Genomic DNA, 25,729 nt, shown 5'->3' with positions numbered 1-25,729 from the left:
TATTATGATGAACATTGAACAGCTATCTACTCAAAACTTATACCAATACAAAATCTCACGTGCTAAACGTACGTTCGATTTCGTTAGTTCATTGATTGCGGTGATTTTGTTAGCGCCAGTATTTCCATTGATAGCGATGGCAATTGCACTTACTTCTCGCGGTCCTATTTTCTACCGCCAATTGCGTGTCGGTAAATCTACGCCGGAGAAAATGGCAATCTTTGAAATCATGAAGTTCCGTAGCATGTACGAAGATGCAGAAACGCGTTCTGGCGCAGTCTGGGCTACCGCGAATGACCCACGAATTACGCCCGTTGGACGCTTTTTGAGAAAGACACGTCTTGATGAGCTCCCACAGCTGTTCAATGTATTGAAAGGTGAAATGTCTCTAATTGGTCCACGCCCGGAACGCCCTACTTTTTACACCAAACTAGAGAACGAAATCCCTTACTTTGCTGACCGTACATACGGCGTAATGCCTGGTATTACGGGGCTTGCACAAGTAAATCAAGGTTATGATACCTGTATTGATGATGTACGTCGTAAAGTGGGCTTTGACCATAGTTACGCATTAAGCCTATGTTCTGTTAAGTCTTGGATTGCCGCTGATCTCAGCATCATTTCTAAAACTATCATTGTGATGGTCGACGGCCGAGGTCGTTAAACTGATATGGTGTGAGGTGAAAAAACAAGCTGCCTAGTCCAAGGTGAAAAATAGAGCAGTCTGTCCCATGCGAACACAAAGCCAGCTTTGATAATGATTGATCAGCTGGCTTTTTACTGTCTTAAAACAAGCCAAACCCAAGAACGCTTCGATTTTAAAATCCAATTGGTATACGATGCCAACATACTGTTCTAAAAACGATTAAATGCCGTTGTTATGAAAATCGCAGATCTTAAGCTGTTTACCACTGTAGTCGAACTGGGTAGTTTTACTGCCGCAGCCAATGCACTTGACCTTCCCCGAGCTAACGTTAGCCGTAGAATTAACGACCTTGAGAAGTCTCTCGGCATTCAACTGTTTTTTAGAACTACACGAAGCCTCTCCTTAACCAAATCTGGCGAGCTCTATTACAAAGAACTACTCAATGCATTAAGTGCGCTCGACAAAGCGAATCATGTCGCTTCCAACCTTTCAGAAGTTGCACACGGGCAAGTTAAGATTGGTCTATTGCCTGAAACCAGCGACATCATGCAGTCGACTCTGTTTAAATTCCAAGATATGTACCCCAAGGTTGAGCTTGATATTCGCAACATTAGTAACGGCTTTGTCGACATGTACCGTCAAGGGTTAGACCTCGCTATGCATGGTGGTACGTTGAGCGACGCTAACGTGGTTGCTCGTAAAGTGATGGTTCTCCAACGTATTTTTGTCGCAAGCCCTGAGTTTCTAGAGAAACAAGGCAAGCCCTCAAACCTAAGAGAGCTCACCAATTACCCATTTGTTTGCTTCAGGTGGCCAAGTGGCGACATCGATAAGCAATGGGACATCAAAGATCACATCATCAAAGTTGAACCTTCGGTCGTCAGCGACAGCATTGGCTTCGTGAAAGGCGGTGTAATTCGACATAGAGGCATCGCGTTGTTACCAGAACTCTTGGTACGACAGCAACTTAAAGACGGCAGTCTGATTAACCTGTTCCCCGACGAGAATCTTCAAGAAGAAGAAGCATGGCTGCTCTATCCTCAGCGTAAAGCGTTAAGCCATTCAGCACAGCTTTTGATTGATTTTTTATTACAAGAGCTTCCGAAATTATAGTTATTGTAACGAATAATGTGACAGTGTTTCACGTGCAGACTAGATTATCTAAACAAGACTGAAAGATAGAATTACTCCATAAATTGACAGGAGTAATCCATGAAGCCTATATCTCAACATTCATCTGTTTTGCAGCGTTCGTCTATCTTTCAGCAGACACCTATCTTCAAATACACAATCATTGCACTAAGCCTAACCGCTCTGTTTGGCTGTAATGACTCTGAGGCGACGATAGCTCAAAAACAAACACGCCCGATTCAAGTTATCCAACTTGAACCTCTCTCTCATCAAGTTGAAAAATCGTTCACAGGCAAATTGCAGTCATCAGAAACCGCTGGCGTCGCGTTTCGTGTACCTGGCACTATTCAAAAAATGATGGTCTCGGTTGGTGATTCGGTAAAGAAAGGCCAACCAATAGCGCAGTTAGACCCTCATGATTATCAAGTCGCGTTAGAAGAGTTACAAGCACGAGCACTCGAAGCGAAATCTGCACACAAATTAGCGAAATCCGAACTTGTACGAGTAAAACAAGCCATCGCTGATAATGCGATTGCCGATGTTAACCTAGACCGTGCAATCAGCGGTTATGAACGAAGTGAAGCGGCGGTTAAAGTCGTAGAACAGAACATACGCCGTGCGAAAGATTCGATTCGTTATACCCAACTGCACGCTCCCTTCGATGGTGTGGTTGCCGCATCGAACTTCGATCAGTTCGAACAAGTCCTGCCGGGTATTTCGGTTTTCACAATCCATAACCCCGAACAACTTGAAGTTAAAATCCAAGTCCCAGAAAACTTGATTCATGAGTTCCAACCGAATCAAACCGCTGTTATCAATTGGTATGGCTCAGAGGAAAAGCTGACTGGGTACGCCGCTGAAATTGCCACGTCACCTCACCTTATCAAACAGACCTACGCGGTAACTTACCATGTAGAAACAACCAACAAGTCAGTGTTGCCAGGAAAAGCCGTCACACTGACAACTCAACTTGGCGAAGCTAGCAGCAATTTTTGTTTACCGTATTCAGCGTTGGTGAATCAATCTGGCATCGAGCAAGTGTTCACGGTTAAGAACGAGCAAGCTCATGGCGTGACTGTGGACGTGGTTTCGATGTCCCAAAATACCGTATGTGTTGAATCAACGCTCAACGATGGTGATTTCGTCGTGGTGAGTGGTGCTCAGTACGTCATGGAAGGCCAACACTTCTCCGATATTCAAGTTAAGAGTCTGTAGGTAAATCATGATGAATCTAGCTGATTTTGCGATCAAACAACGCACCTTCATCCTGTTTTTCACTGCATTGAGTGTTATCGCAGGCCTGTTTTCTTACTTTGATCTTGGCAAGCTCGAAGATCCAAGCTTCACCATCAAAACGGCCGTCGTAGTAACGCTCTACCCCGGTGCTTCTGCGGAAGAAGTGGAACAGCAAGTTACTGATACCGTCGAAACTAAACTGCAAGAGATGGGGTCATTAAACCGACTTCGTTCACTGTCTCGCCCTGGCATGTCGATGGTGTTTGTCGATCTCAAAGAGTCTCTTAATTCAAAAGCACTTCCTCAAGAGTGGGACTTATTGCGTCGCAAAGTATCTGACATGAAACTGTTATTGCCTTCGACTGCACAGATCAGTGTCGTACAAGACGAGTTCTCTGAAGTCTACGGCATGCTTTTCTCTATCCACAGTAAAGATGCATCGCCAGCTGAGCTAAGACGTTACGCAGAAGAATTGCAACGTCGAATTAAAACCGTCGATGGTATTAAGAAGATCGAATTACACGGCGTTCAGCCACGCGTTGTTCATATCGACATCCCAGATGAAAGGTTAGCGCAATACGGCCTATCTATCACACAAGTTTGGTCGCAGCTGAATACTCAAAACATGGCGTTCGATGCCGGTAAGTTTTCAGCAGGAACTGAACGAATCCGAGTTCAACAGTCGAGTGAGTTCGGTTCATTAGACGACATCAAAAACCTGATGATCAAAGGCGGCGTGAGTGAATTAGGAACCAGCTTAATCCGCTTAGGCGATATTGCAGACGTCACAATGGGCTACCAAGAACCAATGATGACAGAGAACCGTTACAACGGTGTACCTGCAGTCACATTAGCGATGAGTCCAGTCACCGGCGTTAACGTGGTATCACTTGGCGATGAAATTAATCAAATCGTCAGCGATTTCCAATCGACTTTGCCACTGGGCGTTGATATCGCGACGGTAGCTAACCAGCCGGAAGAAGTTCAAAAATCAATCGACAACTTCGTAAGCAACTTGCTTGAGAGTGTCGCGATTGTATTCATCGTCCTAGCCATATTCATGGGGCTAAAGAGCGCAACTATTGTCGGCTCAAGCTTACTGCTGACTATCTTGCTGACCCTTACCTACATGAACATGACTTCAATTGATTTACACCGAGTTTCGCTAGGTACCTTCATTCTTGCCCTCGGCATGTTGGTGGACAATGCCATTGTCATCACCGATATGATGATTGTGAAAATCAACAAAGGCATCGACCGCACCAAAGCCGCAATTGACTCTGTTAAAGAGACAGCAACACCACTCTTTGGCGCAACAGTTATCGCTATCATGGGTGCAAGCCCTGTTATCTTTTCAAAAACGGATGCCGCTGAGTTCGCTAGCTCAGTATTCCTTATCATCGCCTCTTCACTGTTGCTGTCTTGGCTAGTCGCAATGACTTTTACAGCCTTGATGTGTTGGTTCTTTATCAAGCCAACTAAGCAAGCTGACGACACCAAAGTGAGCTTATACCGTAAAAGCGTAAACTGGACAGTAGATAACCCACTCAAAGCACTGACGGGGCTTATTCCGCTGATTTTAGTGACGGCACTGGCTATCCCGAACATTGCCGTTAACTTTATTCCACAAGCCGACAGACCTATTCTGTTCTTAGATTACTGGCTACCAAATGGTGCCAAGGTTGAACAAACCTCAGAGGATATGAAGCGCATCGAACAATGGTTGTTAGAACAGCCGGAAGTCGACAGTATTTCAACCTATGTTGGCGCAGGTGCTCCTCGCTTCTCAGTGACTATAGAGCCAGAACCGTTTGACCCGGCTTACGGTCAGATATTGATTAACGCTACCGATTTCCCTTCACTCAGCCCGTTGATTGCACGTGGTGATAAATGGTTAATGGAAGAGTTTCCAAATGCAGACCCTCGCTTTATAAGCTTAAAATTGGCGACGGCGGATAAATTCAGTGTTGAAGCGCGCTTCTCCGGACCAGATGTCGAGGTGCTTCATGGATTAGCAGAGCAAGCGAAAGCTATATTCGCTCAACACCCAGACACCAAGTACGTTCGTGACGACTGGCGTCAAAAGAGCAAAGTGTTAGAACCTGTCATCAACCAAGACAAGATGCGCCTTGCAGGCATTAACCGTGCAGATATTGCATTCGCGATGAAACGTGCATCAGAAGGCATGCCACTGGGTCGTATGAACTTAAACGACGAACTGGTGACGATTCAACTGCGTGGTACAGAAAGCTCTATTCAATCGCTAGAAACTTTACCGGTTCGCTCTTTGTTGGGCATCCACAGCGTTCCACTTGGTCAAGTCATCGATGGATTTGAGCTTACCAGTGAAGAGACCATGATCTGGCGTCGTGACCGAGTAAAAACCATCACTGCACAAGCTGGCGTTGGTCGTTACACCACACCAGCAGCAGTAAGAAATGCCGTTAAAGAGCAAATTGAATCCATCCACCTTCCACACGGTTACCACTTGGAATGGGGTGGCGAATATTACGACGAGCACAAAGCCGTCAGCGATATTCTTAAGCAGCTACCTAAAGCGATGTTGTTAATGGTAATTATCCTGGTTGCGATGTTTAACGGCTTCAAACAGCCAGTGATCATCTTCACCACCCTACCGCTTGCGGCGACGGGTGCAACATTCAGCTTATTACTGCTGGATAAACCGTTCGGCTTCATGGCGCTGATTGGCGCGGTAACCTTGACCGGTATGATCATCAAGAACGGTATTGTATTGATGGACCAAATTGAACTTGAACGTAAAAACGGTCACTCACTATCTGATGCAATCAAAGAAGCAACCGTTAACCGTACTATGGCGATCTCAATGGGCGCACTCACCACAGCACTAGGCATGATCCCGCTGCTCAGTGACCTACTGTTTGACCAGATGGCGGCAACCATTATCGGTGGCTTGGCTGCAGCAACCGTGTTGTCTCTGTTCGTAATGCCTGTGCTGTACAAGCTTTTCTATCGAACCGAAGAAAAGAAGACGGTAGCAGAAGCCATCAAAGACGCCGTGATCGTGCTTGATGCAACACCTCAGTCTACAAACAGCGGCACTCCAACCTCATTCAACAAGGAGCAATAAACATGTATCTATTAACGAAGTTTAAAGTGGCTCCTATTGCCCTCGCCTTGTTGCTGACAGGTTGTGCGGTTGGCCCCGATTACGAAGAACCACAAACGACCATGGCTGAGACCTTCTTATATAGCCAAGGTGATGTAAACCAAAGCGACGTGAATCAAGGCGATGTGAGCAAAAATGAACAGCACAATCATTGGTGGATGCAGTTCAATGATCCAACGCTCAATCAATTAGTGGCCGATGTTCAAAGCCAGAACATCCCACTTAAACTGGCCGCCGAACGCATCAGCATGGCTAACTCATATAAAAGCGTTGTGGAGTCATTCAAAGTCCCGACCATCAATGTCGGAGGCGGTTATTACAACTACCAATTAAGTGAGAACGACTCCCTACTCAGCCCGGTATTTGGAGCCTCTGATGCGGTTGAATCAGCTACGGGGATGTCTTTGCTGGAAGCGCAACACGATGGCGGATTCTTAGGTGCAAGCATCGCATGGGAAATGGACTTGTTTGGACGTATCGATAAGCAATCCAACGCCGCGACGATTCGAGTGGAACAAGCCGAGATATTCCAATCGGGTTTGAATACCTTGATCACTGCCGATGTCATTCACAACTACCTGCAATATCGCGGCGCTCAAGAGCGAAAAGCGATCGCACTAGAGAACATTTCCGACCAAAAGCAGACTTTAGAACTGGTCACCAAAGTGGTTCGCAGCGGCTACGGCTCGGAGTTAGATCTTGCTCAAGCCAAAGCCATGCTTGCCGCGACTGAATCTATTGTTCCTCAACTTGAAATAGCAGAGCAAGTCCACAAACAACGTATGGCGGTGTTGTTAGGCGAATCACTCACGAGCGTAAACCAACGTTTAGTAGGTGACTTTACTTTGCCGAGAATGAACGATGTGATTCCGACAGGTTTACCTTCTGACTTGTTAGAACAACGCCCAGACATCCGAATCGCAGAACGAGAAATGGCAGCCATTAACGAAGAACTTGGTGCAAGCATTGCTAATCGCTATCCAAAGTTCTTCCTAACGGGTACGCCAGGTTTGACGGCTGGAAGTTTTGATGACCTATTCAGTAGCGACTCATTTGGTTGGGCGGCATCTGCCGGTATCAGTTGGAATGTATTCGATGGTGGTCGAGGTGAAGCCATGGTTGAAATGAACGAAGCAAGGTTCCGTTCTGCAGCGCTTAACTACCAACACTCGGTAGACAGCGCCTTTGCAGAAGTCGATTCAAGCTTGTTTGCCTATGGTCGTAGCCAAGAAAACCAAAAGCGAATCGATGAAGCCACCCTCGCCGTCGATAACGCTGTAAGCAAAGCAAAGTCGCTCTATAAAGCAGGCCTAGTCGATTACTTGTCGGTGTTAGACGCACAAAGACAACAGAAAGCGATGCAAGATCGCCAAGTCGCCGCCAAGCTTCAAACCGCCAACACCACGATTGCGGTGTATAAAGCGTTAGGTGGAGATTGGAAAGTCGCTAATGAAACGCAGAGTGTAGAATTAGCCCACGTTAACTAGGCTTGCTGCTTTCTGTTGTTTGTTTTGTTCTGTGCTGAATGAGGTAATAAGCATAACAAAAAATACCGCCGTTGATTACGGCGGTATTTTTATGAACTGGCTAGCTGGTAAATAAGTTGACCAACAAGATAATCCGTTACTTTATATCGTTACGCTTCACCCACTCTTGTAAGGCATCACCCATAGTCAATCCTGTCGCATTGTTCATCCACTGCATAAAATCACGGTCAAATTTAAACTGCTCACCAAGCTTGGACTTAAAATATCGACGCACGTTCTGAGTCGTTTTGTAACTGTCCGTAATAACGGTATGATCATCAATCTTATTCTTGTGCCAATCAACCTTTACCATGGTTTTGCTCTCTTCCTAACAATTCAATACATGAGTTACGCGTTTCGGGGGCCAAACATAATAATCGCCATACCGAGTAGTGCAACTGATCCACCGACCAGATCCCACGTTGTCGGCTTTTCGCCATCAACAAGCCACAGCCATATCAGGGCAACAGAAATATACACACCGCCATAGGCCGCATAAACACGCCCTGTCGCGGTAGGATGAAGCGTCAATAACCAAGCAAATAACGCGAGGCTTATCGCAGCAGGAATCAATAACCAAATGCTCTTGTCTTCTCTTAACCAAAGATAAGGTAGATAACACCCTACAATCTCAGCGACCGCCGTAATTACAAAAAGACCGACAGTTTTAAACTCAATCACAACTTACCTTACCGATTTACTAATCAAGCTAACAGAAATAAGAATTGCCTTAAAACAGAGACTCAGAATCAAAGCTAGATATTCATAACTAAAGAACCGTCACGCCTTCAACTTCAATCACTGAGTTAACATTTGCGCGCTCGATTATCTTGAGTAACGTTGTTTGGATTAGCTCATTATCTCGAATTTCTGTTTCGCAAGAGAAACGCTCTTCTTGAACACCATCGCTCTCACCCAACATAAATTGAACCGCAACTTCCGTAGCGAGATCTTTGGTTGCTCCGTAATACGCTAACGTGATTTTTGGGTATCCGTTGTCGCCTTTTTTGACCTGCTTTGCGATGCGTTTTTTAGCTTTATCTAAATTCATACAACTTCCTTTTAAGGCTGAAATACACGACTTGATATACAAAGTGACTAAAACACCTTTTTACACGGTAAGCAATACAATCAGCGTTTGTTATGGCAATTCCTCTAGCGTCTTGATATTAATCAGGATGGTGCAGTTTGAACGACCCCAAAAATGATAACTAGAGCACAGAAAACTGGTTTAAGAAATATGATGACAGCACGTAACAATTACGCGCCAAGAAGCGGTAGATGCTTTCGCTGTTGATAAGTTAAGGCCAGCTTTAAGCACTGCTTAATTGGTACCTTTGGAAGTGGTTCAGTTAAGTTCAATACGATTGCCCTATTACCTTGAAACGCCAGCGTGCCGTCGTGCAATTCTCTGAATGTGTCGACTAGCTTCGTTTGACAGTTAAAGAACAAGTAATAGTTGCTTGGCGATTTCAATTTCCAGTCGATTCGAATTGGGCTGCCCGTCCTAACGCTGTAACTTGGCTCGCCCCATTTCAGAGACTCTTCGACGTCACCTAAGCCTAAATCAGAGGAAAGCTCAAAGATTAACGACCGTAACTCTTCAAGCCGAACTCGAACATCATCAGGGTACTCATCGAAATGTGTTTTGATTGCTTTGTCCATCGAACCTCCGATTGACTTGTTGCGATATTAAAGTGCCGCTAACTTAAACCATACGGCCTTAAACAATAGTCCAACTTTAAACGAAAAGTGCCAAGCCTCGTAAATCACTTTTGAGTGATCTGTTCGTTAGCAGCTTTCAAGGACGCCTTTAAACCGTCAGCATCCTTACAACCAATGTAAACATGCTTTCCATTGCTTAAACTTAACTTCAGCGCTGAACCTACCGATGCATTATACAACCAACCATCGCTCAACATGCGGATGCCAATACCTTGATACCACTTGCTTTGATAAAACGATGTCTCCGTGATGTCTGACACTTCAACATTCTTACGCCAAAAACCAAAACCAAAGTACCAACTCAATGCATTGCCTTTGACCTCAATTGTCATGGAGAAAAAGAGCAAAGCAATTAACCCGTTGATGGCGTGAGCGATTAATGTTCCGGAGTTATTATCAGACGTAACGACAATGAAAGCACTTATCGAAACAAGGATCAGCAGCAACCCCTTGTTGTATTCCTTACTATAAAACACAGTTATAACTCCTATAGACAACGAACAACCAATTACCTAGCCAACAGTTATCTTACTGCGGCCTTTCTAAATAATCGTAGCAAGTAATGAAAGTAGATTCCCCAAAACCAAGTAGCGTTACCTTGATACTACCTAACCAAAGTATCAAAGCAGAATAACCTCGTTCTGCATCGAAGCCTTGTTTATAAAGCACATCGAATCTACATTAGCCACTTGGCAATGCCTTGACCCATTCTGTTCGCAGGACAGCCAGAACGACGGTATCCCACCACCGCGCTTTGAAAAAGCGATGCTCTCTAAAATGTGCTTCTTGGCGCATACCTAAAGACTTACAGAGCTTAATGGCAGGTAAATTCTTACTGATTGTCTCTGCATAAATGCGGTGTACGCCCAATGTTGAAAAACCAAAATCAGCCAAAGCAAGAGCCGCTTCATGGCTTAACTTATTACCTTGAGATAATCTTGAAAACGCACATCCCATTGAAGCTTGCTGATTGTCTTCTAGACGCAAACAAACAGTGCCAATGAACTGGCCAGTGCTCTTGTCTTCAACAGCGAGTTGATATGATTTCCTTGGTTCTTCAGAAGCCTGAGCTATAAACAAGTTGGTTAACTCTTTATATTTAACAGGGTCACAGTCACTTTCATCATAGAAACGCTGATATTTAGCGTCTTGAGACATCGCCACGAAAGCATTTTCATCGTTAGGATTCATATCCCTAATAATCAGCCGCTTTGTCTCAATTTTAAACATCGAAAATTCCTTTTTCATCGTGATGTATAGCCATAATACCCAATAATCCATATTGTTCATGAACCTGACTCATCAAATCGCTGGTGTTCCCTCTAAGAGTTTACGTGACCCAACAGTCGAACAATTTGTTAGGTGATGGCTACGATAGCAGGCAATAAAGTAGTGGGAACAAACTAGCGATCAATAAGCTGTTCCCAACAGACGTACTCTCTAATTTTGTCACAATGGTTGATTTAGGAGACTCGTTTTCAATTAGCGAACTAGCAGAAACGCCAGCTATGTTACTAGGGTCACTATATCCGACCTTATGACCAGAAAAAGACAAAAGTGAACCCAGAGCAAGAAGGATTAGCATTGAATAGAACGCATAATCACTAGAAAATGATAGTTTCAAATAGCCTGTGAAATACTCGAAAGTAACCACAATTAGTAGTGCTAATAAATTTGATAGCACTATCAACCTTACGAATTTAAACATATTCCCTCTGAGACCTATAGACACATAACGAATGACATGGATTTCCCCTTCCGAGTATCTACCACACTTATGTGGTACTTAAATGCATCGGTGGCGCCATGTCTGATGATTCCTATTTTACGGTATTGACCTAGCTAAAAACCACTTTAGCCTTCATGCAGTAGACCAAAATGGTAATGTAATACTTCATAAGTCAGTAACCCGCTCTAAACTGCTGACTACAATAGCAAATATGCCGCTCATTGGTGTTGCTCCAATCGCTGACTACAAAGGTAAGCGCGTGATCCAAGGCGGTCGAGCGCAAGTACGCACTGTGTTATATATGGCAATGATGTCAGCCATGCAATTTACCCCCGTATTCATAGAGACTTATGCTCGACTTTTAGCTGCCGAAAAGCCTAAGAAAGTCGCAATAATTACGTGTGTTCGAAAGATGGTTGTGACCCTAAACTCTATGCTGAAAGATGGCGCCATGTGGAATGAAAGTAAAGCCAAAAACTAATCATTGACGCCATAGTCGTTTGTTATAAATACTTAGCGCGTTATGTTCTGGTTAGATATCAGTTCCCCAACTTTACTCAACGTAAGGCTATCCGCATTACTATTGTTATATTGGTATAGCTTCGCACCTCGACAATTTATCGTAGAGTGGACTCCAGACTCGATAATATAACCTTGCATCGTTGCTTCAACTAAAATACCCAAATGCTTATTTGTTTTTTTCGATTCTAAATTTCGCTCATTTTTAGTAACGAAATTCACTAGCGAACTAGAGCTAAGCCTTTGTAAGTCATTTACGTCTTCAACGATTATCATATCATTTTCAGGGTTTATTAAGTCGTTTACGTTTAAAGCTGCTAAACCTCGACATCGCTTCGATTTGTCTGCGGAGATCCTCTTCTTTAATTGCTCATTTGCTTTCTTAACATTATCTTGAATTCTTTTCTCTGACTTAATTCTCTTACACTCTAGGAATAATTTAGGTAAACCATCTTTAACAGCAACAATATCTGCAATTTGATTTAATTGGACTTCAAAACCACCAACGATAAAGCGAGATGCCATTGTCAACTCAAATAAGAAATCTCTTGATGGGTCTGACTTAGAGGCGTTCCTAAAAGGTTGCCCAGATGTTACTTTTTTTAGTTGTTGGGAGAATTCATCAAAATCTCGATTCGATAACGAATTAAAGACTCTGATTGTTTCGGCTATCTCCATTTGAGCATTCAAAAATTCGTGAAAAAGTTGCTCTGAAGCTATATCGTCCTTTGTTAAATCTAGATTTTCACCAAAATTTTCTACAATTATCTTATACTTGCCTAATCTAGATTCAATAGCAGGTAAGCCTAAACCTTTCATCCACTCCAATGCTTCATTATATTCAGCTAGGACTTTTTCACCGTTTTCGCGGAAAACATCGAAAGGTATATCTTTTGAATACATAGTGCTCCCTTATTGTATTTATAACGTCTTGCTAAGCGGACTAAAATGGTTGGTTATAATCGCGAAGCGATGACCAACTGTTTTAGTTCCGTTTAAGCAACTTGTTAGACCATAGCTTCCAGTTCAGCTTGAGTGCTATATAAACCGACATGAGTTCCGTCATCTATGGCAGTTAATGACTCCCTTAAATTTTTATATTTATCTGCGGTCTCAAAATCAGGATCTGTGATATGTGTAAACAGATTATATGGTTTGTCTTTAACTGGTGCCTCATCAAGATAAAACCCTTCAAAATCAGGGTTGTGAACAACAGTTTTAACTCTGCCATTCGTATTATCTGCGGCATCTCTAATGTTCAAATTGATAGTCCACATGCCATTTTTGCCACCATCTTTTCGCAGTTTGGTATCAAGATCATGTACCGCTATTGCAGATGCTTGAAACTGATCAAATATTTTGATGAAAGTTGGGATGTTTGCTTTCCCTCGGCAATTAATTACACAGTGAGAACCTTCAAATTTACTGCCCTCAATAATATGTTGATAAGCCAAATATTCAGTATCTCCTTCAACAAGTATTGAGTTATCATAAAAGAAAAATTCGTTGACTGTCGGGCAACAGCGATTTAGCATTTTAAGATTATCTTTTTCCTTCGGGCTAAATTGTGCTTTATCCGTTTGGAAATAATATATACCCGAAGCTGTGTTAGAAACCTTAATAAGGGTCGTGTGATCTTGGGTTAAATCGATAAATAGAGGTGAATGTGTTGTGCATATCACTTGCCAGCCTTCTACTTCTGCTAATGCATAAATTGCTTTTCTTGCAGCTTTAATAATTGATGGGTGCAAGTTAATTTCTGGTTCATCTAAAAGCAAAACTTTAGGTGCTTCGTTACCTATTACTTTCGTACCTTTCTTGAACTTTCCTTCACTGCATAATGCATTAATTGCAGACCATAGAAATGCTCTTTGAATTCCTGTCCCTTGATGAGCTAATGCAGCGGAATGTCCATTGGATTCGATATAAAACTTACTGCCATCTTTAATTGCATCTTCGGCTTTAAATTTTCCTACTCCTGTTTCAAAACCAACTTTTACACCACTAAATAATTTATTTATTTCGGTTTCAATTTTTCCATTTAATTGGTTGATATCGCCTGAAATTTCAGCTTCAACTTCTTTAGCTAGCTTTTCTATTTCAGCAACAATTCCTGCAACTTTACTCTTGTCATCTTTTAATTTTTTTGCTGCATTTTTTGATGCTAGTTCTTTAACTACCTTTTCAAGAGCGTCGTAGCCATCATTGGGGTTAACTCTAATTGGAATAGGTAAACGACTTTGTAGTATGGTATTCCACCCACCTGCACCACCTTTTTTCCAACCAGATGTTAGATTACTGAAGCTGAATTTTGTACCTTTATCATCAGGCTTATCCCATCTAATTTGAAATTTGGCACAATCTCCAAAATCAGGATCTGCTATTAAATGCCACTCTTGCCCTAAAGCATCTATGTCATCTTGAGAAAGACCGGTAAAAACACCTGTAATACAAATGGGTTTGGCATCATTCCTTTCATGAAAGTGATCTATTGTTAGCGCACTTCCCATTGAAACGTATGCTTCATATGCATCTAATACAGTTGATTTACAGCTATTATTGGGTCCAATTAAAACAACGATATTGTCGATGATAATCTTAACTTCATCATTAATTCCTTTAAAATTTTCAATTAATAGTGCAGATAACTTCATGCTAACTCTCCGTGGTGACTCAGGTGGCCTAACAGTTCTTAGACAGAAAATTCTGCACTTAAATACAGAACTCCCCTATCTAGTTTCATATGGACAGCACTCTAACACGATTAATTACAGTATTTCAGTGACTTAAAACATAGATAAGCTCATTGAATGATAAGATTCAGAATATTTCCATATAGTATGATTTTAGCGAAACCCTCCTGAACTGCATGTAACCACAGTATTCCCACTAATACCCCAAACACAAAAAAGCCTGCCATCTATGCGAACATAAATGGCAGGCTTTATACGTTAGTTAACCTTGTGAATTGCTAGCTTATGCCGCTTCGAATGCGAGGGCCTTCTTCTCTACCTGACGGAAGATCAGTGTTAATACACCATTCACTGCTAGGTAGAATGCGCCAGCAATGCCGAACACGGTGAGTGTGTCGTAGGTTTGGCCGTTGATACGCTGAGCGTAGCCCATCAAATCCATGATGGTGATGGTGCTTGCCAGTGACGTGCCTTTGAAGACGAGAATCACTTCGTTCGAGTAAGCTGGTACGGCGCGACGAAGAGCGTATGGCAGTAACACTTTAAGCGTTGCGATTTTGTCCATGCCTAATGCGCGACATGCTTCCCACTGCCCTGCTGGAATGGCGTTGAATGCGCCTCTGAACAGTAGCGTGCTGTATGCCGCGGTATTCAAAGCCAACGCTAACATTGCACAGAACCAAGGTTGTCTTAACCAAGTCCATAGGAAGCTTTCACGAATCCAATCGAATTGACCCGGGCCGTAATACACCAAGAAGATCTGAACCAGCAATGGTGTGCCGGTAAACAGCGTGATGACGCCACGTGTTAACCAGTGAATCGCTGGTATTCTTAGGATTAGCGTTACCGTCATCAGCAACGACAAGATACAACCAACAAACAATGAAGCGCCTGTGAGTTGAAGGCTGGTCACTAAGCCTTCAAGCATTTGAGAGAGGTATTGTTGATTCATGCCATTGCCCCTTTGTTACCCAAACCTTGAATAGAAAACTTACCATCAATCACTTTTACTAATCTTTGTGTGATTAAAGTGATGACCAAGTAGATTGCAGCTGCTGTGGCGTACCAAGTGAATGCTTCATGCGTAGCTGCCGATGTTAATTGCGCTTGTTTCAATAGATCGGTTACGCCAATCAATGAAACCAGTGCAGTATCTTTCAATAACACTAACCATTGGTTGGTTAAACCTGGTAGCGCGTGTCTTACTGCTTGTGGCAATACGACTCTGAAGAACGCACGAGATTGCGAAATACCAAGCGCACTTGCTGCTTCTCTCTGCCCTTTGCTTACTGCTTTCAACGCACCACGAATGGTTTGTGAAGCGTAAGAAGCAAAAATAAGTGACAGTGCAACAACACCAGATAAGAACGGGCTCACTTCTATGAAGTCGCCAGTGATCATGAACAGAACTTGTGTCGAACCAAAGTAGATAAACAGTACGACCAGAATTTCTGGTAAACCACGAACAATCGTCACAAATGCAGTCGTTGGCCATTTGATTGCAATACGACGAGACATCTCACCACTTGCAAACAAAACTGCTAGAACCAATCCAACCAATAGGCTTACGAACGCAAGCTGAACTGTCATCCAGCTTGCTTCGACGAGCCCTAAAGAGTAACCCGTTAATTCCATAAATTACTTACCGAAGTACTTGTTGAAGATCTTGTCGTATTCGCCGTTCGCTTTCACTGCTGCAAGTGCAACGTTAAGCTGGTCTACAAGTTCTTGGTTGCTCTTGTTTACTGCGATACCAAAGCCGTTACCGAAGTACTCTTGGTTTGTTACTTGGTCGCCAACGTACGTTAGGTTGTCTTCTTTCTTGAACCATTCTGCTACAACGGCTGTGTCACCGAATACAGAATCGATACGACCGTTTTTCATGTCGATGAATGCATCTTGGTAGCTTGAGTAAGGTACCGCTGTTACGCCAGTCATTTGCTCAAGTAGGAAGCTCTGGTGAGTAGAACCGTTTTGAACACCAACACGCTTACCTTCTAGTGCTGCTTGGTCTGCTACTTTGCCTTCGAAAGAGATGAATGCTGCAGAGTTGTCGTAGTATGCGTTAGAGAAGTTCACTTGTTTAAGACGCGCTTCAGTGATGTCCATTGCTGAAATAGCTGCATCGTAACGTTTGAATTTAAGTGCAGGGATCAAGCTATCGAATGCTTGGTTGTGGAAAGTACACGTTGCTTTCAGCTCTTCACAAAGTGCGTTTGCTAAGTCTACGTCAAAACCTTGAATTTGGTTGTTCTCATCCATGTATTCGAATGGTGCGTAAGTTGCTTCCATTGCGAATTTGATTTCTTCTTGCGCCGCTGCGTTGAAAGAAGCAAGGCCGATAAGTGAAGCTAGTAGAATCTTTTTCATTTTGTTACTCCGAATACTGTTTGATAGCGGCCTGTGGCCATTCTTATAATTTGATTTGTTTTAATCGATGTTGTGTTTAGCTAAATCTAGAGAGTTACGTGAATCTTATGCGTTAACTCAGATTTAATGAGTCAACTAACCTAGTGAGTCAAATACTCGGCAAACTCTGGCGTCTGCGGATTAACGAATGAATCGCTGGTGCCGTGTTCAACGATGTAACCTTTTTCGAGGTAAAGAACGTGGCTAGCAATCTTCTTCGCGAAATCGACTTCGTGCGTCACGACTACTTGGGTAATGCCCGTTCCGCTCAATTCTTTAATAATGCTCACGACTTGGTTGGTGATCTCAGGATCAAGCGCCGCTGTTGGCTCATCAAACAACAACACATCCGGTTTCATCATCAGCGCGCGTGCAATCGCAACACGCTGTTGTTGACCGCCAGACAGTTGAAGTGGCCAAGCGTCGGCTTTGTCTGCAAGTTGAAGTGTCTTTAGTACTTCTTGAGCTTGCTTAATCGCCTCTTGCTTATCCAAACCCGCAACTTTCGTTGGTGCTTCAATCAAGTTTTCCATCACCGTCATGTGTGGCCATAAGTTGTATTGCTGGAACACCATGCCGACTTTACGACGAAGTTTAAGCCCTTGCTTCTCTTGGATCTGGCCAGCAAAATCGAATTGCTCGTTAGCAATGTCTAATTCGCCGTTGTCCGCAATTTCTAGCAGGTTCAAAACACGCAGTAGTGAACTCTTGCCAGCGCCGCTTGGGCCAAGCAATACCAAGGTTTCGCCACTCTCACAGTCGAAGCTGATGTCATGAAGAACTTGGGTATCACCGTATGATTTGTTGATGCTCTTTACTTGAATACTCATGCCACAATACTGCATTAATTGTCATTTGTTGGTTATTCTATTCAATCCGAGGTTTTATGCAAGAAAAATGTATAAAAAACTACTTTGTTGAATTTTTGTAACAAATATTGCACAAAAAACAGTCGCTATAACTGGTCTTACAACCAAAAATTGCAAGTCATTGATAAAGTTAATATCGAGATAAAAAGCAAACGTTTTTCTATCAATTTATAAATCATTGCTCGATTGCTAGTTTATGAACACACTCTCCTATTAATGATAATTTACTTGCATAAAAATTAGGGTTAAATACCCTGCTTTCCTATCGAACTGACTGGATCAGAATGCTTAGTTTTCCTTTAAGGTTGTTTCGAATTATTCACTTCGTGGGGAGGAAATATTGGAAATTGAGTTTCCTAGGGAGCGTCACAGCGCAATAAATGCTTTAATGGGTTCTATTCTCAACAACAATTACTTCTCAGCGAAAAAAGCGCAGTACAGGCAATAAGTCATAAACCATAAGCAATTAGCCATAAGCAACAAGCAACAAGCAACAAGCCATCTATTTTTAAAGCGACAACACATTAAGGCAGTCATATGCAAAACGATGTCTCTTCTACGCTCGACTCAACTCAGCGATCGACTCAAAAAGCGCCAGAACCCAAACCTGAGAAAAAAAGCCTCAGTATTCTGTTCGAGCTGAGTAAATTCATTCAGCCTTATAAAGGTCGTGTTATTGCTGCGTTGATCGCGTTGATCTTCACGGCGAGCTTAACCCTTTCAGTCGGACACGGTATTCGCCTTCTTATCGACCAAGGTTTTAGCCAACAATCACTCTCAGATTTAGGCAGCGCGATTCAATTCATCATGGTCGTGGTCGTGTTGATCTCGATTGGTACTTTCTTCCGCTTCTATTTGGTTTCTTCTGTTGGGGAACGCGTGAGTGCGGATATTCGGTTATCGGTTTTCAATCATGTCGTGACGCTGCACCCGAGTTATTTCGAGACCAATGGCAGTGGTGACATCATGTCGCGTATCACAACGGATACCACTCTGCTTCAAAGCATCATTGGTTCATCGTTCTCTATGGCGATGCGCAGCGCGTTGATGTGTATTGGTGCAATCATCATGCTGTTCGCGACCAATATTAAGCTGACGTTGATTGTATTGGCGTCGGTGCCGTTTATCTTGATTCCGATCCTTGTGTACGGGCGTCGTGTAAGAGCCCTATCTCGCCAAAGCCAAGATTCGATGTCTGATGTGGGGTCTTACGCAGGTGAGGCAATTGAGCACATTAAAACGGTGCAAAGCTACAGCCGAGAAGAGCAAGAGAAAGCGTCATTCGCTGTTGAAGTGGAAAAGGCTTATGAGATTGGTCGCCAGCGTGTAAAACAGCGCGCGATCCTTATCTCTGGTGTGATTGTTATCGTGTTCAGCGCAATATCAGGGATGCTGTGGGTTGGCGGCAGTGATGTCATCAACGGCACCATGTCAGCGGGTGACTTAGCGGCGTTTGTCTTCTATGCCATTATGGTCGCTTCGTCATTAGGTACCATTTCTGAAGTGATGGGTGAACTGCAACGCGCGGCAGGTGCGACCGAGCGATTAATCGAAATTCTACAGGTTGAAAGCCATATTGTTGCGCCTGTAGAAAACCCAACATCACTAGATAACGTGACACCAGAAGTCGCTTTTGATGATGTGACCTTCTGTTACCCTTCAAGACCTGACCAGCCCGCAACAAGCAACCTCACGCTAACGGCTCATGAAGGTAAAGTGTTGGCATTGGTTGGCCCGTCAGGTGCAGGTAAAACCACCCTATTTGAACTGCTGCAACGTTTCTACGACCCACAGGTAGGTAAAGTAACATTAGGCGGTGTTGAACTGAATCAGTTTGATCCAAATGAGCTAAGAAAGCAGATGGCGTTAGTTCCTCAGCAGCCTGCTCTGTTCAGTAACGATGTGTTCCATAACATCCGATACGGAAACCCAGAAGCAACGGACGAGCAAGTGATCGAAGCGGCGAAAAAAGCGCACGCGCACGAGTTCATTCAGAACTTGCCTGAAGGCTATCACAGCTTTCTTGGTGAACGTGGCGTGAGATTGTCTGGCGGACAAAGACAACGCATTGCCATCGCTCGTGCCATCCTAAAAGATCCGAATATTCTATTGTTAGATGAAGCAACCAGTGCGCTAGACAGCGAAAGTGAGCATCACGTTCAGCAAGCATTAGAAGAGTTAATGCGTGGTAGAACGACTATCATTATCGCCCATCGATTATCAACAATTAAACACGCCGACCAGATTGCGGTGCTCGATAAAGGACAGCTAGTAGACATCGGCGACCACCAGTCTCTCATCAATAGCTGCGAATTGTACCAACGCCTAGTTGAACTGCAATTCAAACACCTGAGTAGCTAAGTTATAGAGCAAAAGCGTTTAAGTCATTAAGTAATGAAAGACTAAGTCACTGACATTGTGTGGTTTCAAGCTTCAAAAACTTAAATCACACGTGTTGCAGTTTTGTTAATTTAGCGGTAGGGTTTTTATTCCAATAACAACTTATCCCGATGAAGGATAAGCCGATAACATTAATTACCCAGATAACATTAACTACACAGATAACAATAAGAGAGTTCGCATGGAAGCACTATTATCTGACTACCCGGTAGTAACAGAAATCCCTGTCGCTTGGGGAGAAATGGACGCACTCAATCACGTTAACAACGCCGTATATTTTCGCTATTTCGAAACCGCTCGCTTAGATTTTTTCAAGCACGTTGAGCTGATGGAAGAGATGGCGATTACCAAAGTTGGCCCTGTTCTTGGTGACACTTACTGTAAGTATTTCCGCCCAGTCACGTATCCAGATACGTTGATGATTGGCTCTCGTGTCACTGATATTCAAGATGACCGATTCACCATGGAATACGCGATTGTCAGTAAAACTCAGCAGAAACTGACGACCATAGGCACCGCGACTATCGTGATGTTTGATTTTGCTTCAAACCAAAAAGCCCTGCTCTCGCTACGCTTAACCAACGAAATTGAAAAGATGAACACGTTAAAGAGCCCATGCTTCAAACAGGAAGTCGTAACGGAATAACGTGTTCGCTGATTGAGAAAGACTCAGAAAGTTTCAGACATTAAAAAGCCACTCGATTGAGTGGCTTTTTGTTTGGTCTTCTGGGCTTATAAGCTTTTGGCTATAGACGTTGGAGCTTATAGTTTTTGAACCCTATAAGCCTTGGACGTATTGAGCATTAGTTCGAACTTCAACCATCTGCTCTAGGTTCTGTTGTGAGCCATCAACGCCGTCAATCAAACCTTGGAAGTGCTTAATCAGCTCTACTTTGTCTTGTACTTCTTTCGAACCCGCGCCGATGTTGGTCAGGTCAATGAAGAACTCGTCGAACAGACCCGAGAAATCCGTTACCGCATCATGGTTTAAGAACTGCTCGTGGTTGTAAATGCTTGGGTAGCCACCCTTCTGTTTATCAACCGCGAAAGAGATGCCTTTCACGTTGGTAATCGTGGTCGCTTTCTCACACTTCAACATACAACCTGCTTCGATGCTTGGCTTGTTACAACCAACGGTTCTTTGGAAGAAACACTGACGGCTAGTCATCATCAAGATTGGGTGGTAGATGCTGTAGAACAGTTTGAAGTTCTCAGGGCGACGAATATGACGAATCTGACCTTTGTTGATCTCGTTCGAAATGAAAGCACCAGCACAGTTCAGCTCTTCTTTCAGCGTAACCAGTGCGTGAGAGTTGGTCGTGTTCATGAACGGGCCTGCAACCCACTCAATTCCCATCTCGTAAGCTTTGTAAGCAATACCCGTATTGTTGGTCACGATGCGAGCTGGCTTGATCTCTTCAAGAATACGAACCGCTTCGTCGTAATCTTTACCGATCAATACTGCTGGGAACCAAGGAATCAAACGTGGGTTTGCTGCCAAGATGTCGATGTACTTGTTACAACGCTTCTTGAAGCTTTCAGGCAGTTTGAAGTAAACATCCGCGTCGGTTACGTCACACAGGTGCAAGTCTTCCACATCAGCGATAAGCATCGACATGGTTGGTTTCTCGTTAACCTTTGGTTGCTGAGGCAGTGCTGGCACTTCAACGTGCTTAATCACTTTCACAGAACCGTTTAAGATGAAATCGATTTCGTCTTTTAAGACCGACACTTCTTTCAAAGGAAGAATCAGACCTTCATCTAAGTTGTCGTAGTTACAGTTTTCTAGCGTATGAACCGCACTCTTCACTGATTTGAAACGCTTCTCAAGTAACGCCTGAGTAATCGCAGTCTCTTTAGCTGTTGCCAATAACGATTGAGATTGAACCGTAAAGTTTTCTTTTGGTGTGTTCACTGTCACCGTAAATGGTTGACCCACCTTAGCGCTAAACGACAATGACACGGGTGTTTTACGAATATCAAGGAACTCGATCTTGTCGCGCATTTCACTGCCTAGGGCATTTTTCGCTTCATAAAGATCGCTGGTCACTTCTTGAATTTGTACCACTGAGATTTCATTGTTCTCTTTCGTCGCTTTATCAACGGCGTAGTTCATGCTGTTGTCACGAGGATTATCAATGAACATGTCTTTCGTTAGGTTGCCCTTAAGGAAAGAGTTAGTGAAATCACGGTTGAATACTTTGTGCAGGTTTGAATCGTCTTCGATCAACAAACCACTTTCTACAAAGCTATCAATTTGTTTGCGCCACGTATCAACCACTGTGTATACGTAGTGTGCGCCTTTGATACGGCCTTCAACTTTCAATGAGTCGACTTTCGCGTCAACCAATTCAGGTAAGTCGTAGTAAGCAGAGTTATCTTTCAGGTTCAGTGGGAACTTGTTTCCTGCATCAGTGATTTCGTATTCATCACGACATGCTTGGCTACAACGGCCACGGTTACCTGAGTTACCCACACTTACTGAGCTTGAGTAACATTGGCCAGAGAATGCGATACACAAAGCGCCATGTACAAACACTTCGGTTAGAACATCGTGGTCGTGTGCCACTTCCGTCAGCATTTTGATTTCTGGCAGGTTCAATTCACGAGACAAGTTAACGCGTGTTGCGCCAATTTTAGACAAGAACTTAATCTGGCCTTCGTTGTGTGTCGTTAACTGAGTCGATGCGTGAACATCTAACGATGGGAAATGCTTTTTCACTAAATCGAACAAACCAAGATCTTGAACGATGATGCCATCAAGCTTAGTGTTCACAAGTTGGTTCAAGAGTTTAGTGATGCTCTTAATTTCATGCTCCAGCAGCACAACGTTAAGAGTCAGAAACACTTCACAACCGTATTCATGAGCAAGGCGAATCACACCATTCAACTCATCTAACGATAGGTTAGAGGCTCTGTTACGAGCGTTGAAGGTGTCTAAACCGCAATAAACCGCATTAGCACCCGCTACGATAGCTGCTTTAATCGCCTCTACATCGCCACCTGGGGCTAATAACTCAATCTTTCTGCTCATTTTTGAAGTCGCTCACTTACTTATAATTTTTAAGCCGCGTATTCTACCTACATCACGATCTCTTTACCACCTAACAACACTTTTCAAACTAAATGACCTCAATAATGCCAAACGAATCCGATTTACCTATCCTTTATTCTTTACGTCGCTGCCCTTACGCCATGCGCGGACGAATGGGCATCGCACTATCACAGCAAAAAGTGTTACTTCGAGAAATCGTTACCAAAGACAAGCCTAGCGAACTATTGGCCAGTTCGCCAAAAGGTACCGTTCCGGTATTGGTGTTGCCAGATGGACAAATCATTGAGCAGAGCTTGGATGTGATGAACTGGGCACTTCAGCAAAACGATCCTCAAGATCTTCTTCGTTCAAGTAATCCAACACTTAGCCAACAAGTCCACCAGCTCATCAAAATCAACGATGAAGATTTTATTGGCCACTTAGAAAAGTACAGAGCGTCTGTTCGTTATCGAAACATCGATGTTGAACTACGTCGACAAGCCTGCGAAGCGTTCATTAGTCAGCTAGAAACGTTACTCACCGAACAGCCCTACTTTTTCGGAGAAACCCCAAGCTTAGCCGACTTTGCCGTGATGCCTTTTGTCAGCCAGTTTGTACGAGTCGAAAAGAAGTGGTTTGTACAATCTGAGTACCAAAACGTAGGACGTTGGTTAAGAGCGCACTTGGAAAGTAAGCTCTACACCCAAGTCATGAAGCAATACCCTTTGTGGAATGAAACCAAGCAAGATTGTGTTTTTGGGTGACTTAAGGGTATTTGGGGTGCTCTAGGGGAATTCAGGGTTAGATAAAGCGTAAGTATTAAGGTAATTACGTGACACTGTATCTTATTTGGAATGAACAGATATTCAAAGGCTTAACTGGTTTTTCGCAGTCTCTTTACCGATAACTACTGTCTCTTAACTGGATACTGCAGTCCTTTTACCGGATGTTAGAGTCTAAGTTAAGCCTTTTGTTTATCTTAAACTGATCACTGAATCGCTATCGAAATCTCGACTTCGGTTTCGCCTTTGTAGAATTCAAAATCCGTCGTGTAGGTTCGAGTATGTGGACAATCCTGCGCATTGAAATACGCCCATACTTCGCCCCATAAATCGATAACCGCTTGCGGCAATTCACCGTCAGCGGAGAACGTTAGGTACTTACCGGCTTCAATTTCGGTTTCAACTAGGTCATCTAAATTGTTATCCGTTAGTGCATTGGTACACGCGATAACATCAAACTCACCAGTAAAATCCGATTCGTAATTGGTGTAGACACCATACACCTTTGAATCTGGTGTCAGTTTAGGAAAAGCTTGGTCGAAAAACCCTTGCCATAGTTGACCTATTTTCGCTTTAGCTGGGTCAATCTCATCGGTATTAGTGGTTCTTACTGAAAACCCATACGCCTTGACGGCTTCAATCGTTTCTACTTTCATTCGTTTTCATTCCTAGCCAACGTTAGTTTCAGCATATTAAATCAATACTTAGTCTTCAATCACTTTATGGCCGCACTTCTCACACACAAGGTGACGAGAAAACTCATCCATTGACGCGATAAACGGGCCAAGGAACCAACCTTTAACCACTCCCGCCCAAAACTCGTGTCGCTTTTGGTTAGGTTTGTCTGCAAACGCACTCGTCTTTCTGACCAACACAACAACGTGTTGTGTGTCTTCTCGGCACGCGGTGCAATAGCATTGTTCTATGGTGTTATTCATTTGAAAGCCTATGACGTTTTGAATGAAACCTGCTGAAAATGAGGATTGTCGATACAGACTTCTAGTGTGGAAAGATCAGTGAGTACGACAAGTTGTTCTGCACCTTGAATATTGACCTTAATGCACTCTTCACGGCTGTCATTGCGTTGAGTATCTAATCCGACACATTCAATCTGCTCGCCAGACTTCAGCGTTAATTTGATTGGGTATCGGTGCATACACACAATCTCAATATAATCGTAATCGTTGCAACTAATCATAATACCCCTCCAATTCATCCACCACGCTAATGCGACACGCCATACTATGCAATATGCATATAATCAATCATTTACCCAAATCACATTGATGTTCGTCCGCAACTAAACTTGTTTCTAAATGTACGTCTAAAGCTACTTCTAAACTTACTTGTAAACTTAGCTTAATCCCGCTTTACCTATTCACGTTTCTTCTACTCGCGACTGCTTATTCTTTCGTTGTTAAATAATAATCGAGAGCAAAACAATGAAAACCATAGACCATTTACACGTGTTAGCTTTCTTAGGTTTAGTCGCTTCAATAATGGCGTTTAATGCGAGTGCCGCCTCAGAAATCGATGCGAGCCACTTCGCCAATGGTAAAACCAAATACCGACAGCTTTGTCAGGTGTGTCATGGTGACAAGGGTCACGGTGATGGCCCCACTGCCGCTTCATTGCCACACAAGCCCGCTAATATCGCTAATAAACTAGGCGGCTTTTTTACCAGTCCAAGTTCTGTGGCGGATGACATTTTAGAGGGTAACGTAGAACAAGGTATGCCAGCGTGGAAAGGTATAATTACCAAGCAAAATGCTCTGGATATTCTGACGTACGTAGAAGCTATCCAATAGTAAACGCTGTTCCATTCGCCTTTTGAACCGATATATCGGTTAATACTCCTCGTTCTATTGCGCTATCTATTTGA

At 43.3% G+C, this 25,729-nt stretch carries 26 protein-coding genes and 1 pseudogene; 10 read left to right on the top strand and 17 right to left on the bottom strand.

The genetic code is table 11. From position 1 onward, the window contains the following. The first annotated feature begins 4 nt into the window (after window positions 1-4). From AC3CH4_RS07780 to AC3CH4_RS07760, 5 genes are all read left to right on the top strand, one after another. Window positions 5-664 (top strand): sugar transferase, encoded by a 660-nt coding sequence (locus tag AC3CH4_RS07780; RefSeq protein ID WP_017083640.1) that lies wholly within the window; start codon window positions 5-7, stop codon window positions 662-664. Between the two features lie 216 nt (window positions 665-880). Next, window positions 881-1,759: a LysR family transcriptional regulator gene (locus AC3CH4_RS07775; RefSeq protein ID WP_488543598.1), complete on the top strand. Its 879-nt coding sequence runs from the start codon at window positions 881-883 to the stop codon at window positions 1,757-1,759. Between the two features lie 99 nt (window positions 1,760-1,858). Continuing rightward, window positions 1,859-2,992: an efflux RND transporter periplasmic adaptor subunit gene (locus AC3CH4_RS07770; protein ID WP_488543597.1), complete on the top strand. Its 1,134-nt coding sequence runs from the start codon at window positions 1,859-1,861 to the stop codon at window positions 2,990-2,992. 10 nt (window positions 2,993-3,002) lie between these two features. Continuing rightward, entirely contained in the window at window positions 3,003-6,122 is a 3,120-nt protein-coding gene (locus AC3CH4_RS07765; protein ID WP_488543631.1) for an efflux RND transporter permease subunit, read from the top strand. A gap of 2 nt (window positions 6,123-6,124) precedes the next feature. Beyond that, window positions 6,125-7,648, top strand: coding sequence for an efflux transporter outer membrane subunit (locus tag AC3CH4_RS07760; RefSeq protein ID WP_488543596.1), 1,524 nt, complete (start codon window positions 6,125-6,127; stop codon window positions 7,646-7,648). A gap of 136 nt (window positions 7,649-7,784) precedes the next feature. Here the strand turns inward: AC3CH4_RS07760 and AC3CH4_RS07755 are convergent, their stop codons facing one another. From AC3CH4_RS07755 to AC3CH4_RS07725, 7 genes are all read right to left on the bottom strand, one after another. Further along, entirely contained in the window at window positions 7,785-8,000 is a 216-nt protein-coding gene (locus AC3CH4_RS07755; RefSeq protein WP_488543595.1) for a DUF6434 domain-containing protein, read from the bottom strand. 35 nt (window positions 8,001-8,035) lie between these two features. Then, window positions 8,036-8,368 (bottom strand): YnfA family protein, encoded by a 333-nt coding sequence (locus AC3CH4_RS07750; RefSeq protein WP_488543594.1) that lies wholly within the window; start codon window positions 8,366-8,368, stop codon window positions 8,036-8,038. 88 nt (window positions 8,369-8,456) lie between these two features. Next, complete coding sequence (locus AC3CH4_RS07745; RefSeq protein WP_086049389.1) at window positions 8,457-8,738, bottom strand: hypothetical protein; 282 nt, start codon at window positions 8,736-8,738, stop codon at window positions 8,457-8,459. A gap of 209 nt (window positions 8,739-8,947) precedes the next feature. Beyond that, window positions 8,948-9,352: a DUF1801 domain-containing protein gene (locus AC3CH4_RS07740; RefSeq protein ID WP_488543593.1), complete on the bottom strand. Its 405-nt coding sequence runs from the start codon at window positions 9,350-9,352 to the stop codon at window positions 8,948-8,950. Window positions 9,353-9,456: 104 nt separating this feature from the next. After that, window positions 9,457-9,909 carry a hypothetical protein gene (locus AC3CH4_RS07735; RefSeq protein WP_488543592.1) on the bottom strand — a complete coding sequence of 151 codons (453 nt, stop codon included), beginning with the start codon at window positions 9,907-9,909 and terminating at the stop codon, window positions 9,457-9,459. 184 nt (window positions 9,910-10,093) lie between these two features. Further along, window positions 10,094-10,642 (bottom strand): GNAT family N-acetyltransferase, encoded by a 549-nt coding sequence (locus AC3CH4_RS07730; RefSeq protein WP_488543630.1) that lies wholly within the window; start codon window positions 10,640-10,642, stop codon window positions 10,094-10,096. A gap of 139 nt (window positions 10,643-10,781) precedes the next feature. Next, entirely contained in the window at window positions 10,782-11,120 is a 339-nt protein-coding gene (locus AC3CH4_RS07725; RefSeq protein WP_488543591.1) for a hypothetical protein, read from the bottom strand. A gap of 166 nt (window positions 11,121-11,286) precedes the next feature. On the opposite strand from AC3CH4_RS07725, the pseudogene AC3CH4_RS07720 reads away from it, so the two are divergent. Further along, window positions 11,287-11,622: pseudogene (locus AC3CH4_RS07720) on the top strand (IS110 family transposase); the annotation flags it as partial. A 32-nt stretch (window positions 11,623-11,654) separates the two neighbouring features. Here the strand turns inward: AC3CH4_RS07720 and AC3CH4_RS07715 are convergent. The 6 genes from AC3CH4_RS07715 to artP form a co-directional block, all read right to left on the bottom strand. After that, complete coding sequence (locus AC3CH4_RS07715; protein ID WP_488543590.1) at window positions 11,655-12,563, bottom strand: hypothetical protein; 909 nt, start codon at window positions 12,561-12,563, stop codon at window positions 11,655-11,657. A 104-nt stretch (window positions 12,564-12,667) separates the two neighbouring features. Beyond that, window positions 12,668-14,314: an ATP-dependent nuclease gene (locus AC3CH4_RS07710; protein ID WP_488543589.1), complete on the bottom strand. Its 1,647-nt coding sequence runs from the start codon at window positions 14,312-14,314 to the stop codon at window positions 12,668-12,670. Between the two features lie 322 nt (window positions 14,315-14,636). Beyond that, window positions 14,637-15,305: an arginine ABC transporter permease ArtM gene (gene artM, locus AC3CH4_RS07705; RefSeq protein ID WP_488543588.1), complete on the bottom strand. Its 669-nt coding sequence runs from the start codon at window positions 15,303-15,305 to the stop codon at window positions 14,637-14,639. Further along, complete coding sequence (gene artQ / locus AC3CH4_RS07700) at window positions 15,302-15,988, bottom strand: arginine ABC transporter permease ArtQ (protein WP_009846801.1); 687 nt, start codon at window positions 15,986-15,988, stop codon at window positions 15,302-15,304. The genes artM and artQ overlap by 4 nt, the downstream gene beginning before the upstream one ends. A 3-nt stretch (window positions 15,989-15,991) precedes the next feature. Further along, the gene (locus AC3CH4_RS07695) at window positions 15,992-16,723 is read right to left on the bottom strand and encodes a lysine/arginine/ornithine ABC transporter substrate-binding protein (protein ID WP_004733839.1); all 732 of its coding nucleotides are present in this window, start codon (window positions 16,721-16,723) and stop codon (window positions 15,992-15,994) included. A gap of 140 nt (window positions 16,724-16,863) precedes the next feature. Then, the gene (artP, locus tag AC3CH4_RS07690; RefSeq protein WP_004733840.1) at window positions 16,864-17,592 is read right to left on the bottom strand and encodes an arginine ABC transporter ATP-binding protein ArtP; all 729 of its coding nucleotides are present in this window, start codon (window positions 17,590-17,592) and stop codon (window positions 16,864-16,866) included. Window positions 17,593-18,168: 576 nt separating this feature from the next. Here artP and AC3CH4_RS07685 point away from each other — a divergent pair. Beyond that, entirely contained in the window at window positions 18,169-19,992 is a 1,824-nt protein-coding gene (locus tag AC3CH4_RS07685; protein WP_488543587.1) for an ABC transporter ATP-binding protein/permease, read from the top strand. A 220-nt stretch (window positions 19,993-20,212) separates the two neighbouring features. After that, window positions 20,213-20,677: an acyl-CoA thioesterase gene (locus AC3CH4_RS07680; protein ID WP_192888667.1), complete on the top strand. Its 465-nt coding sequence runs from the start codon at window positions 20,213-20,215 to the stop codon at window positions 20,675-20,677. 132 nt (window positions 20,678-20,809) lie between these two features. Here the strand turns inward: AC3CH4_RS07680 and AC3CH4_RS07675 are convergent, their stop codons facing one another. Next, entirely contained in the window at window positions 20,810-23,065 is a 2,256-nt protein-coding gene (locus tag AC3CH4_RS07675; protein WP_054546343.1) for a peptidase U32 family protein, read from the bottom strand. Window positions 23,066-23,238: 173 nt separating this feature from the next. Between AC3CH4_RS07675 and AC3CH4_RS07670 the strand changes: the two genes are divergently transcribed. Then, on the top strand, window positions 23,239-23,829 hold the full coding sequence (locus tag AC3CH4_RS07670) for a glutathione S-transferase (protein WP_237290683.1): 591 nt from the start codon (window positions 23,239-23,241) through the stop codon (window positions 23,827-23,829). A gap of 224 nt (window positions 23,830-24,053) precedes the next feature. Here AC3CH4_RS07670 and AC3CH4_RS07665 read toward each other — a convergent pair whose 3' ends face one another. From AC3CH4_RS07665 to AC3CH4_RS07655, 3 genes are read right to left on the bottom strand one after another with little or no spacing between them, the layout of a single operon-like run. Beyond that, window positions 24,054-24,503, bottom strand: coding sequence for a GyrI-like domain-containing protein (locus tag AC3CH4_RS07665; RefSeq protein WP_488543586.1), 450 nt, complete (start codon window positions 24,501-24,503; stop codon window positions 24,054-24,056). Window positions 24,504-24,551: 48 nt separating this feature from the next. Then, a complete protein-coding gene (locus AC3CH4_RS07660; RefSeq protein WP_135458402.1) occupies window positions 24,552-24,785 on the bottom strand; it encodes a hypothetical protein in 234 nt (77 codons plus the stop codon). A gap of 8 nt (window positions 24,786-24,793) precedes the next feature. Continuing rightward, window positions 24,794-25,045 (bottom strand): Rho-binding antiterminator, encoded by a 252-nt coding sequence (locus AC3CH4_RS07655; RefSeq protein ID WP_488543585.1) that lies wholly within the window; start codon window positions 25,043-25,045, stop codon window positions 24,794-24,796. A 244-nt stretch (window positions 25,046-25,289) separates the two neighbouring features. Here AC3CH4_RS07655 and AC3CH4_RS07650 point away from each other — a divergent pair, with 244 nt between their 5' ends. Further along, entirely contained in the window at window positions 25,290-25,655 is a 366-nt protein-coding gene (locus AC3CH4_RS07650; protein ID WP_488543584.1) for a c-type cytochrome, read from the top strand. Window positions 25,656-25,729 lie beyond the last annotated feature (74 nt).

The organism is Vibrio sp. QJM3NY_26 (assembly GCF_057786005.1).
This window is presented reverse-complemented; position numbering and strand designations above follow the sequence as displayed.